Genomic DNA, 13,463 nt, shown 5'->3' with positions numbered 1-13,463 from the left:
AATGTTTGAAAAATACTATACTTATAGTGTATTAAGGATGATTACATATAAAAAAGCAAAAATAGGGTGTTTAAATGAATACAAAAAAGCGATCTTTTTCAATAACAATTTTTGAAATAATATTTTTCAATTTGTTGATGGTTGTCAGCGTTGTCAAAGCAGATACTGTCCTTAAAGCCTCGACCGTTGATCCTTTAGTAATTACCCAGGTGCCAGGGCTACAAGCTCAGTCTCTAAGCCAAAATAAGTTCATGCCTCGAGTTATGCCGAGTGGTACAAACCTTTTAGGACCAGGCAATTACCCTAATGGTAATCCTTACGCTTCTTCAGATAATGATTTGGAGTTGTACGATGACGGTGATGGTGGTTATGTTGCCGAAGTTAATACTGTCAAAGGATTTTTGGAAGCAATCTACGATCCGGCTAATCCAAGTTGGCCTATGAATTCAAATGATCCAGATGGTTGGAAAAAAAATAGTAGCTTAAGATACCAGTTCAATGTTACTTATCCTTCTGGAGTGTCTAAAATCCATAAAATAATTCTTGAAAAAAATATTAACATGAATGATGTGGATGGAGTTACAGCTCGTAGCTATGGAGTTGATGTTTATAATCCTGGCACAACAAATACTAGTGATGGTAATAATTCTATTGATAATAATGGTAATGTAACTGCTGGTTATGGTGATTATGAGGATGTTCATATGCGCCATGATCAACTTGATATTGACGGTCAAAAACAGTATTGGGTTAATATGGGTTATAATAATTTGGCTTTAAGAGGCCAAAGTGGTACTGAATATAAAGAAGATTGGACAATTGAAAATATTAAGTGTATTTATGGTACTACATATTGGGGTATGGTGAGCTGCAATACTGGAAAAGCTACTAATTATATTACAGCTCATTTAAAACCTGATGATCCTGAATATGATAAGACTAAAGTTGACAGAGCTAAACAAGGACTAGATGGTGGTTATACTTGGATTACCTATCGCAATATCAGATATATTGGATCCCAACTTTCTTGGACTCAAAGGGGTACATCTGGATCCACTATTGCTGGTAATGTGGTATCTAGTTCTGTACGAAGCTATCGAGATCCGGTTCATCCAGAATGGATTTGGCTAACCGAATCAAATGGTACACAGCAGATTTTTCAAGAAGATCAAATGATCTTTGAAAAGGACTGTAATTTTATGGGTTCTACATACAACAGTAATGGATTAGAAATGACCGGCTCCGTTCAATTAAGAGATGGCGCAAATGTCAATATACATCCTCATGGGTGGAGCGGAGAAAATTATAGCAACATGAATTATGGGATTTTTTTCACGTCTGATGCCTCAAATGAGCACGCTAACTTAAAATTGTATGGTAGTGCTAAACTCAATATTTATTGTGATGGTGAAGATGGGAATGACCCTATTGGTGCTGATGGTAAATATGATATAAGCCAACACATCAAGCCTGAGGAAGATAGACGAACGTTATTTAAAGAAAAACCAGCGGGCGCTTTTAAAATGGCAGATCCACAATCTAATTTAGAGTATATTAGAGTACCTAATGAAACATACTCACCGGAAATTAATATTGTTAGTGATGGTCAAATTTATAACAATTATCCGTTAGTTGATATGGCTGGTGGAACTGCTAATTTGTCACATGGTTCATTTAGTATTAAAGCTAAAAATTTAGGTAAATATAGTAACGCTGGTGGTTCAGGCGGTTTAATGAGTGTTGGTAGTGGTATGAATATTAATGTAAGGACGGGTGGTAGCTTTAATATTTCAGTAGCGGACACTAATAATAGTGAGATTGAACCTATCAATTTGCTGTATTCTGCTGGGCAGATGAATATCAAAATCAAGAATCCAGATAATGTGACTTTAGATCTGGTTAATGATCAGTGTCCTAATAGTGCCTTAGTCTACGTTAGAACAGGCGGCAGTCAAACAACCTTGAATACAATTCAGAGTGTTATTAACAAGGACATCTGGAATAATCTGGCTAAGCAAGTTGGTGATAAGATACCTAAGGAAGCTCTAGACAACCCATCTAATGTATTATTAGCTACTGGTTCTGGTGGGAATGTCGAGGTATACAATACTAAAGTTGTCGCTTATGGTGACAATAGCAAAATTAATGATTCCAGCTTGAGAGATAAAGATGGTAATTATATTAAAACTAATGGAGAAAATGTGGGCGTTTCATCTACACCTAGGCCCACTTTTGATGAGCATTATAAAGATCAAGCACCTACTAGTGTGGGTCAAAATTATGATGCTGCCAAAGGTCCTATAGGACCTGTTCGGGTACAGCATTTAACGTTGCCGTTTTATCATAATCTTTTGGCTCCCATGCTATATGTAATAGGCAGGGCAGATATTCAAGCTCCTGATGAAGAGTCATTGCAGCCCTTGAGAAATGCAATGTTACAGATGTTAGGTAAGGAGTTTAGACATATTGAATTGTCGGATTTACCAGGTCCTGGCTTAGATATCCCGCTTTTAGATAGTAATGGCAATGTTGTTCAAGATGCGCAAAACAATGTTATGAAAAAAACTAACTTCTATCCTGATGATAATATTTTAAATGGTTTTGTAAATAATAATTCTTGGTCCAAAACCTCATCGGCAGATGAAGGACTTAAGAATAAAAAGGTCACACCATTTTTACCTGAAACTCCATATGTTCGTGTTCAGATTAGACATCCTAAGGATTCAACAAAGGCTAATTCTACTAATCCTAAAGACTATGATTATACCGATTTAGGGACAGTTACAAATAACCTGGCTTCTGATGCGGTCGTTATGAAAAATTATCCAGAAGTAACTCTATTTCCTCTACCGGCAATAGATGCTAATAGTAAAATCGTGACTAATAAAGTAACACCAAGTCAATTGATGATCAATAATAATGACGAGTTGGATTTTCTAACGGATACTTCAGAGACAAAAACTTTAAAGCACAAGCCTTCAATTAATGATAACATTCTCACTAATGGGGGAATAATGATTGGGTCAGCTGTGACTACGGCTAATAGTAATAGTATCAATCCGCGGGATATCATTAAAAACAATAAAACATCTGAATCCCAAGTAGCCGCTCCAAAGTATGTTAAAGACACTTATTTACAATGGGGTCAATCTACAGCTGCTGATGATAGCGATATTTTTTCCTTGAAGATTCGTGATCTTATTGATGACTATAATATGCAGCATCCTAACAGTAAAATTCATCTAAAGTCGACTGATACAATTTTGTTGAATTCTGTAACAAACTTTCAAGCCAGTCCAACGCAAGAATTAAGGGTAGTTAACTTAGCTTTGCAACCTGCTAAAAGCCATTCCTATCTTTTGGGTGAACCAATTTCAGTTCCCGTCAATTATCAAGAAGGAGATACTGATGCTAAATATGTTCATGTGAGTGGTGTTGTTGATCCTGATGATAAGAATAAGATAATTACAACTGATGGGGACTTGAAGATTCCCGATGACGGCTATAATAAGTTAATAACAGATACTTCTTGGCAGATAACTGGAGCAACTAAAACTGTGGGAAAACATACCTTGAAGATCTCGGCAAATGACTATTCTTCTCCTACTAATCAACAAGCAATAAACACCGCTGATCCAATTGAGTGGCACTATGAAGTTATTGATTTGCCATCCTATAAGAGTGTGTTGAAAGTATCTGATAATCCTTATGGAGATGGAATTTCAAATGGAAGTAAGATTTTGAGTGGTTATCATAAATTGGTATCTACTTTTACTCCGCGTGATACTACTAAACCAGTTCATAGCTTTACCTTTAAACATGATGCAAGTAGTGATAGTGGTAATAATTCAGGAGGAAATTGGGATTTAGTGGGCGATGTTGAGATACAGGCTATTAGCGACAAAGACACTAGAACTATCAGTGTGGATTCATTGAATACTAATAAAATTTACACACCAGATATCTTCAATCAAGGTACTGGGACAGGGGACCTATCCGATGGACGGGGCAATTTTAAGCCCGGAATTAAGTTTGTAATTACTCGTAAAATTAATGTTCATAAGAATAGCAGTCTAACAGCTCCTGTGACAATCGGTGCGGATACGATTACTTCGATAGATTACTTGGATAACGTGCAAGATTTAGGTACTACTAACGAATTAAAGTATGGTTTTATTGGTTCGATTGAATTAAGAGTTCCTAAAAAAATTGTCTTTAAATCACAGATTGTACCGGCAAAAGGTGCAATCAATATTGACAAATCTCATAGTATTGAAGCAGATGGTTTGTCAATAATTAATAAAATTCAAGATAATAATCCCAATAATCCTAATAATGATGCCAAATTCAGCTTGATTGCTGAAATAGCTTCAACAAACGATAAAAACAATGACCCGGATTTCTTTAATAAGTATTTGAAATATAAGACGGCTAATAAGACTTATGATTTCGGGCCGGGGCCAGCACAGATTTTGCAAGATCTTGTAATACATGGTATTAATACCAATAATTTGGATAATAATTACACGGAAACATGGTTTAATCAAAATGGTAAGCAAGTGTCAGGGCCAATATTAGATATACCTTCCAATTCGGCGGTTAAACAACCTGGCAAACATACGGCTAATATCACTTGGACTTTAACATTTGGGCCGTAGTAATTACTTTTCTAATGAATTTGGGAAAAGCAACTCAGGCTATTTTTAAAGTGTACAGGTATGATGATTTGGGGAATCTAGTTTCTTAATTTTTAGGGGGTGAATATTGTTGTATAATGAATAAAAGGAGTTGAGTAAGATGACCCAAAGCAAATCAGATGTATCACCTTTACAGCAAATTGCTGATGTCATGATGCAATTAGATGAGGATTTAACTAGTATTGACAAACTGCAAGAGCCTATCGATCAGACCCATGAAATGAAGAAATGGCTGGCGCAAAGAAAAGCTCTACACGAAGTTAAACGAATTTTGCAGGAGGCCGGATATTATGATCATTATGATCCACATGAACTTGATCAAATTCAGCGTCTTGTACAGAAATTTACTAAATAATTAATTTTTGGGGGAAAAGGCATTGGAAAGAAAGAATTTATTAATTGGTACTGTGGCAATTTTGTGTTTAGTTGCTTCATTAATTTGTTGGGTGGTTAAACAACAATCATTAGCCCTGATTATTAGTAATGCCGGCTTAGCATTAACAACGATTTTTTACTTATGGAGTAACCGCAATTAAGGATGACAGATAAATTTTTTAAGGAGCGTATTGAGCGCTCCTTTTTTAATATTGCGAGCAGATTATCATAAAAAATTCATAGTTTTAGGCTACTATTATCTTAGATATTTATAATTATTTAAGGTATACTTTAGTTTCTTCAAGATTGTATTTGTTGTCAAAGGAGAATTCAGCGATGAGGTATTGTCCTAAATGTGGATTTAAGTTAGCGGCTGATTATAAGGTTTGTCCGCAGTGTGGTTATCATTTATCATCCCAAAAATCTTCCCATGTGAGCGAGGATACTATTAAAGTTCAATCTCACCACTTATCGCGAACCCAAGCGCACGCTCAGCGGCCGCCGCATAATTCTATTTTGCAGTATTTACTGTGGCTGAAAAACAATTTAATTACAACCATTTTAGTAATTGTCTTTATCATTTTGACTTATATCTATGTGGGGAAAATTATCAGCTTAATTGTAGCTGTGGGAATGTTAATTTGGGGATATGTTTTCGCTAATCGGCATGCGACAGCTGTTGATACCAAATTAAAGGGCCTCTTTAAAAGAGTTGAGGAGCAGCCTACGACTAAGGTGGCCGTGCACTCTACTTATACCCAAGCGGTTAGGCCCAAGGTTTTGCAGCGGCCCTCAGTGCAAACTAGGCCTGTCGCCTTGGCCCAACATAAGTCGCGCCGCTCGTGGGGATTAGTTATTTTGGCGATTATTACTTGGAGTACCTCATATTGGCCGGGATTTTTTGCGAACAATTTATTAGGTACAGCTATTGGCTGGAATAGTCCTACTATACCTTCATTAGCGCAAATGAGTCGGCAAGCTTTGATGTATCTGAATTTTAATTATCATCTGCAAATTAATCCCGCTTTAGGTTCTTGGCTATTTGCTTTGGGGCCACTTTTGGTACTGCTAGGTGCTTTAATGCCGCGGAATTTAGGGCGTAAGTTGGCACTTAAAGGTGCACTTTTGAGTGCAGTGATTGATCTAGGTGGTTTAGCAATTTTAAAGATTGGATTAGATTGGGGCTCACGTTACGTCCAATTGCCACCGTTTGCCCTCGGCAGTAGTGGTTATGCAGCTGTTTTATGCGTGATTTTAATGCTGATTTTGGCGCTGATTAACCGTTATCGATTCCGGGATTAAATGGTTTTTCCCAGAGCATTTTAGTATAATGAAGGCAATTAGGTTTTGGGGGAGAAGGCTATGAAGATTTTAGTAGTGGACGATGACTATGACATTGTAGAATTACTCAGTATTTATATCAGAAATGAAGGCTATGAGCCGATTGCTGCCACTTCAGGAAGGGCTGCTTTAGAAGAGCTGGAACAGCATCGCGATATTGATTTGATGATTTTGGATATTATGATGCCGGATATTTCTGGAATTGATGTTCTGCAAAAAGTTCGCACTACTTCGCAAATTCCTATTATTATTGTTTCTGCTAAGACTAGCGATATCGACAAAATTAAAGGCTTGATTTCGGGAGCAGATGATTATGTTGTAAAGCCATTTAATCCTTTAGAAGTAATGGCTCGGATTAAATCATTATTACGACGGGCTCATGTAGCCGATAATTTACCCAATAAGCTAACGGTAGGGCCGATTACTATTAATAAAAGTTCCCATGAAGTGTTAACGCAAAGCGGAGAAAATGTGCAATTAACTGCTTTAGAATTTGGTATTTTATACTTGCTGGCGAGTCATCCTAACTGTGTTTTTTCTGCTGATGAAATTTTTGAGCGCGTTTGGAAGCAAGAAAGCGTGATTTCTGCCAAGACAGTCATGGTTCATGTGAGCCATTTACGTGATAAGCTCGAAGAAGCAACTAATGGAGAAAAGGTAATCGAAACCGTCTGGGGTGTTGGTTATAAGGTGGAGGCTTAATTTATGGTAGGCAAGATCCGGCTGACAACTCGTCAATGGGGGCATATTTTTCTCATAAGCGGCGGCAGCTTTTTTTTGTTGACGATCATTGAGGCTGGAATTTTTTATTTATGGATGTCCCAGCCCTTACAAGGTGCAGTTGGACTGGTTTTGATTTTCTTAGATTTAATTATCAGTCTCATCTTGGGTTATCAACGTTATTTTCAAGATGAATTAATGTTAGTATTAGCACAGTTTCGAAATCTATCACCTACTCATGCTAGGGATTTAGAACAACTTCAGGTTCATAATTTGTACCTGCAAGAAGTTGTTAAGCAATTGCTTTTAATTACGAAAACCATGCACACAGCTATTAAACAGCAACAAGAAAGTGAATTGAGCAAAGACGAATTAATTACTAATGTCAGTCATGATTTACGGACACCCTTGACTTCAATTTTAGGATTTTTGGGGTTGATTGAGCAAAATTCGCAAACTTCGGTTGCTGATATGCGTAAATATGTGCATATTGCGTATCAAAAGTCCCGTCAGTTGCAATCATTGGTTAATGATTTGTTTGAATATATGCGAGCAAATACTGCTAGTACCCAATTAGATTATCAACGGTTTGATATGATTCAAATGTTGGAACAATTAGCCGCGGAATTTGAATTACAAGCGCAACAAGCCCATGTGGAGATTATTGTAGATAGTCCCCATCATTCTTTGCCTATGAGAGCCGATACACAAAAATTGGGACGGGTATTTAATAATTTAATTACTAATGCTTTACAATATGGTCAAGGAGCTCAGCATATTTGGCTGCGTGCGCAAGACCATCAGAGTGAAGTTTGGTTGCAAGTTGCTAACGATGGGCAAACTATTGCTCCTGAAGCTCTCAATCATATTTTTGAACGCTTTTACCGTAGTGATCATTCGCGCTCACCAGCTCACAAGGGCACTGGATTAGGTTTAGCTATTGCACAAAGTTTGGTTAGGATGCACGGTGGGCGGTTGAGTGTGCATAGTAATCAACAACAGACAGCTTTTGATATTATTTTACCGAAGAATCTTTCTGGCGATAAAGGAGAATAAGCATGTCATTAATTTTAAATGGTTGTATTTTATTACTCAAAGAACATCATTTATTGACAAAGGCAGATATTGTTTTTGATAATGAGATTACGAATGTTACCTATGACTCGCGTCAAGCACAAAAAGATGGTATGTTCTTTTGCAAGGGAACCCATTTTAAAGAAGAATATCTACGTCAGGCACAGCAAAATGGCGCATCTACTTATGTATCTCAACAAGAATATCCGGATATTAAAGGGATGAACGCCTTAATTGTCAATGACGTGCAGAAGGCTATGGCTCTTTTAGGAGCAGCCTTTTATGATTACCCTCAAAATGATTTATTTATTATTGCGTTTACTGGAACCAAGGGTAAGACGACTTCTGCGTATTTTACACGGGGAATTTTGCAGGCCTATACTAATAAGAAGACGGCTTTGTTTTCCACGATTGACCGGATTGTTGGTCCCCAGCCGCAACAGCGTTTTAAGTCTAGTTTAACTACTCCAGAATCTCTGGACTTGTTTAAAGAGATGCGTCAAGCGGTAGATAATAAGATGACCCACTTGGTGATGGAAGTTTCTTCACAAGCCTATTTGCGTAACCGTGTTTATGGGCTACATTATGATGTGGGGTTCTTTTTAAATATCACTCCAGACCACATTGGTCCTAATGAACATCCTAATTTTGCCAATTATCTACATTGCAAACTGCAATTATTAGTCAATTCTAAAATCTGCGTCTTAAACGCTAATAGTGACCATTTTGATGAGATTTATCAAGCTGCCAAAGCAACTACCCAGCCAGAAAATATTTATTTATTTGCGCGCCAAGGTACTCCAGGACAAAATATTGATTTTATTTATCAAAGTCAACAAGCTACTTTAGCACAAAGTGAATTTCAATTGCAGGGTATTTCGGATAAAGCGAAAGAGATGAATGTTACGGGTAATTATGAATTGAGTTTGGCCGGAGACTTTAACGAAACCAATGCTGTAGCAGCTATTATTGGTGCAGGACTGGCGGGCGTGCCTTATCAGTTAGCACAAACGGCCATTACTAATGTGCATATACCAGGCCGCATGGAAACGCTGAAAACTCAACATCATGGCACTGTCTATGTTGATTATGCGCATAATTATGGCAGCATGAAAGCTTTATTAAGTTTTTTGCAGCGGCAAAATCCTCATTCCAAAATGTTTGTGGTGGTTGGCAGTACTGGCAATAAAGGCGTTTCCCGCCGCGAAGGTTTTGGAAAGGTATTAAGTGAGTACGCCGATTATGCCTATTTAACTACTGATGATCCAGGGTTTGAAGACCCACAAAAAATTGCTGAAGAAATTGACAGTTATATTAACCACAAGCAGGTGCAGGTACAGATTATTTTAGATCGGCAAAGAGCCATTCAAGCAGCCATAACTCAAAGTCATCCTGGGGATGTAGTGGTTTTAGCTGGAAAGGGCGAAGATGCTTATCAAAAAATCCGCGGACTAGATACACCTTATCCAAATGATTTTAATGTGGCTCAAAAAGTTATTAGTCAATTAGAGTAGGAGAAAAGAATGCGAGATTTCTTTACAGTCATTGGCGGCATGGGAACAGCAGCGACTGAAAGTTATATCCGCTTATTGAATCAGCGGACCCCGGCCACTAAAGACCAAGATTTTTTAAACTATATACTGGTTAATCATGCCACTGTTCCTGATCGAACTAATTATATTTTGGATCATCAGCAGCCAAGCTTTTATCCAGACTTATTGGAAGATATTCAACAACAAAGCCTTTTAAAACCAGCTTTTATGGTGATTATTTGTAATACGGCGCATTATTTTTATGATGAGTTACAAAAAGCAACTTCTGTTCCGCTTTTGCATATGCCCCGCATAGCTATTACCCATTTAAAGACCCACTATCCACAAATTCAGCGTGTCGGATTAATTGCGACGCAAGGGACTTTAGCTGATGGTATTTATGAACAGGAATTACGGGCTCAAGGTTATGACTACACCCTGGGGGATCAGGCCCTTCAAGATGAGGTAATGCGCTTAATTTATGATGACATCAAAATAAAAGGTCAGGTGAACGCGCAACGTTATCAGCAGATTTTGCAGCGCATGCAAACAGATTTTGGCGCAGAAGCTATTGTTTTGGGCTGCACAGAACTATCCTTGGCCGAAGAAAAGGCAGGTCACCAAGAATACTGTGTAATTGATGCACAAAGCATCATCGTTGACAAGAGTTTGGAATTAGCTCTGAAAGTTCGTGCTGGCAAAAACTTGACGATTAATCATGGTCTTGTACAATAATAGTGAATTGGCCTATTTTGGGGGATATGGGCGCAAAAATTCATTAAGAAGATATTGAGGTTGAATAATGGACAAGCAAGAGCCAAAGAAAACACCTTTGCATCGTAATCAACGAATTTATTTACGCAATGAACACCAAAATTATGGCTATACTATTTTAAAAACCGTTTTATTAGTAGCAGTAATGGCAATTATTATCATTGGTGCCTATGGTTTTCGAATTTATTCACAAGCAAGTAATGCTTTAGGTAATGCTTATCATCCTAATGATAAAAGTCATATCTCCCAGGCTATTGCCCAACGCAAGCCGGTGACAATTTTACTATTAGGAGTCGATACGGGTGACGAAGGACGGACTGATCGGGGTAATTCTGATACAATGATTGTCGCCACTATTAATCCTAAAACCAAAAAAACTGTCCTCATGAGTATTCCGCGGGATACTTTGGCAGAAATTTATGGAATTCATGGTAAAAAGCGGATAATTCAAAAGATTAATTCAGCCTATAATTTAGGCGAATCAGCTGCAGCAATTAAAACTGTGCAAGAATTATTGAATATTAAAATCGATCACTATATTACAATGGATTTTCATTCCTTGCCTAAGATTGTGGATGCAGTTGACGGTATTACAGTCGATTCACCGTTAGCTTTTAGCTATGATGGTAGCAGCTTTAAAGAGGGGAAGCAGGTAATTACCGGTAAACAAAGTTTATCTTATGCCCGTATGCGTTATGAAGATCCCGAAGGTGATTATGGTCGGCAAAAGCGGCAACGCCAAGTTATTATGGCCATTGTTAAAAAGGCCTTATCTTTGAGTGCTTTGCCGAATATGCAAAAGTTGTTGGATAGTATTTCTGGCTCAATGAGTACGGACTTATCTTTTAGTGATATTACTACCTTAATGCAGTCTTATCGTGATGTGGCTAAAGATATGAAATCAGATCATCTTCAAGGCCATAGTGCTACTATTGATGGCATTTCTTATGAGATTGCGCCTACAGATGAGTTACAGCGGGTATCGAATAAATTGCGCCGTAGCGTTGGCAAATCGGCAACTACCTTAGATAATGAAGAAGTTAAATTAAATCGCCTCAATGAGGAAAATAATGGCTTTAATTTTGATTTGAAAACCGATCAGAACTATATAATTTATGGCAATAATATTCGCAGTGATTATGTCATTGACGATTCAAATTCAGAAAATTAACCATTAATTAAATTAATAATTGTGAGGGGACTGGGACCAAATGATTATCCTAGTCCCTTTTTTAATATTTTAGGAACACTTATAAACTAGAAATCTTGCCTATTTATATTCTAGAAGGGGGTCAATTTTGAGTATTGTCAAAGTAGAACATCTGCAGCATGCTTATTTAGATAAAGTTTTGTATGCAGATACTAATTTTCAAGTGAATGAACACGAACATGTTGGCTTAATTGGTCAAAATGGAGCCGGTAAAAGTACATTAATTAATATTTTGACGCAGCAGACTATTCCGGATGCTGGTACGATTACCTGGAAGAAAAAAGTTAAAATCGGCTATTTAGATCAATATGCCAGTTTAAAACCCGGCCAAACAATTCGTGATTTTTTGCGGAGCGCCTTTGCCCCATTACTGCAACAAGCACAAGTATTAGCACAACTTTACCAACAAATGTCACAAAAAACTGATCCCCAATTGCTGCAGCGTGCTGGCGATATCCAAATGTTATTAGAGCAAAAGGGTTATTATGATATTGATACTAAAGTTGAACAAGTGGCAACAGGTCTAGGATTAGATGCCCTCGGCTACCAGCGGCAGGTGACAACTTTAAGCGGTGGACAACGTTCGAAGTTGATTTTAGCTAAGTTGCTTTTACAAACGCCGGATATTTTATTATTAGATGAACCAACTAATTATTTAGATACGCAACATATTGACTGGCTGGCAGAATATCTGCAGAATTTTGCAGGTGCTTTTGTGGTTATTTCCCATGATTTTTCTTTTTTAAAACGAATTGTTAATGTAGTATACGATCTAGAATTGGGACAGCTTACGCGCTACAGTGGCAGTTTAAAACAGGCCTTAAGGCAAAAGGCGGCTAATCGGCGCACTTATTTAAAAACTTATGCGGCTCAACAAAAGAAAATTACCAAAACACAGGCCTATATTCAAAAAAATAAGGCTGGATCTCGTTCTAAAAGTGCCAAAAGCCGTGAAAAACAATTGGCCAAGATGACAGTTTTAGCACCACCAGCTAACCGAATTAAACCCAATTTTTCTTTTCCATATATCACCAGCAACAGTCAAATTATTTTAGAAACTAATAATTTACGTATCGGTTACCAGCAGCCATTATTACAGCAGGAACTGAACTTTTCCTTAACCATGGGAGAAAAGCTAGTCATTACCGGCTTTAATGGAATTGGTAAAACAACTTTAATCAAAACCATTTTAGGTTTAATACCGCCAATTTTGGGGGATGTTCAATTAGCTCCGACGGTAAAAATTGGCTATTATCAGCAGGATTTAATTTGGTCACAGCCTTTAATGGTTCCTTTAGATATTTTGCAGCAACAATTTTCAGATCTTGGTCAACGTAAACTGCGACAAATTTTGGCTCAAACTGGCTTAACATCCCAGCAAGCGGCTTCTCCTATTAAATCATTGTCAGGAGGCGAGCAAGTTAAAGTTAAGCTGGCGGCTTTAATGTTGACACCCGCTAATATGTTGATTTTAGATGAGCCCACTAATCATTTGGATGATGATAGCAAGTATTCTTTACAGCAAGCTTTGAAGAATTATCCCGGATCAGTGATCTTAGTAACCCATGAAAATTCATTTTATGATTTTTCATGGGTTGATAAGGTATTAAATATTGAAACTAAATACCGGTAGAAAGGCTATAATAACAAGGTTACAGAAAACAAAAGCAAAAAGTTCAAAAAAACCAAAGAAAAAGTGTTGACATAGGCTGTAAAACTTGGTAAGATATTTTCTGTTGT

10 protein-coding genes are annotated in these 13,463 nt (G+C 37.4%); all 10 read left to right on the top strand.

Annotated features, from left to right (window positions below):
* The first annotated feature begins 74 nt into the window (after positions 1 to 74).
* The 10 genes from EQ827_RS04520 (at position 75) to EQ827_RS04475 (ending at position 13,356) form a co-directional block, all read left to right on the top strand.
* Entirely contained in the window at positions 75 to 4,658 is a 4,584-nt protein-coding gene (locus EQ827_RS04520) for a hypothetical protein (protein ID WP_181189800.1), read from the top strand.
* A 139-nt stretch (positions 4,659 to 4,797) separates the two neighbouring features.
* Positions 4,798 to 5,052, top strand: a complete 255-nt coding sequence (locus EQ827_RS04515; RefSeq protein ID WP_181189799.1) for a hypothetical protein — start codon at positions 4,798 to 4,800, stop codon at positions 5,050 to 5,052.
* Between the two features lie 22 nt (positions 5,053 to 5,074).
* Entirely contained in the window at positions 5,075 to 5,233 is a 159-nt protein-coding gene (locus tag EQ827_RS04510) for a hypothetical protein (RefSeq protein WP_181189798.1), read from the top strand.
* Positions 5,234 to 5,408: 175 nt separating this feature from the next.
* A complete protein-coding gene (locus EQ827_RS04505) occupies positions 5,409 to 6,374 on the top strand; it encodes a zinc-ribbon domain-containing protein (RefSeq protein WP_181189797.1) in 966 nt (321 codons plus the stop codon).
* 60 nt (positions 6,375 to 6,434) lie between these two features.
* The gene (locus EQ827_RS04500) at positions 6,435 to 7,115 is read left to right on the top strand and encodes a response regulator transcription factor (RefSeq protein ID WP_181189796.1); all 681 of its coding nucleotides are present in this window, start codon (positions 6,435 to 6,437) and stop codon (positions 7,113 to 7,115) included.
* 3 nt (positions 7,116 to 7,118) lie between these two features.
* Positions 7,119 to 8,189: a sensor histidine kinase gene (locus tag EQ827_RS04495; RefSeq protein WP_181189795.1), complete on the top strand. Its 1,071-nt coding sequence runs from the start codon at positions 7,119 to 7,121 to the stop codon at positions 8,187 to 8,189.
* Positions 8,190 to 8,191: 2 nt separating this feature from the next.
* Positions 8,192 to 9,721, top strand: coding sequence for a UDP-N-acetylmuramoyl-L-alanyl-D-glutamate--2,6-diaminopimelate ligase (locus EQ827_RS04490; protein ID WP_181189794.1), 1,530 nt, complete (start codon positions 8,192 to 8,194; stop codon positions 9,719 to 9,721).
* Between the two features lie 9 nt (positions 9,722 to 9,730).
* Positions 9,731 to 10,474, top strand: coding sequence for an aspartate/glutamate racemase family protein (locus EQ827_RS04485; protein ID WP_181189793.1), 744 nt, complete (start codon positions 9,731 to 9,733; stop codon positions 10,472 to 10,474).
* Positions 10,475 to 10,541: 67 nt separating this feature from the next.
* Positions 10,542 to 11,684 (top strand): LCP family protein, encoded by a 1,143-nt coding sequence (locus EQ827_RS04480; protein WP_181189792.1) that lies wholly within the window; start codon positions 10,542 to 10,544, stop codon positions 11,682 to 11,684.
* Between the two features lie 127 nt (positions 11,685 to 11,811).
* Complete coding sequence (locus EQ827_RS04475) at positions 11,812 to 13,356, top strand: ABC-F family ATP-binding cassette domain-containing protein (protein ID WP_181189791.1); 1,545 nt, start codon at positions 11,812 to 11,814, stop codon at positions 13,354 to 13,356.
* The last annotated feature ends 107 nt before the right edge of the window (positions 13,357 to 13,463 follow it).

Source organism: Bombilactobacillus bombi, from assembly GCF_013607485.1.
Classification (GTDB): Bacteria; Bacillota; Bacilli; order Lactobacillales; family Lactobacillaceae; genus Bombilactobacillus; species Bombilactobacillus bombi_A.
Note: the sequence above shows the minus strand (reverse complement) of the source record. Positions and strands in the feature narration are given on the sequence as shown.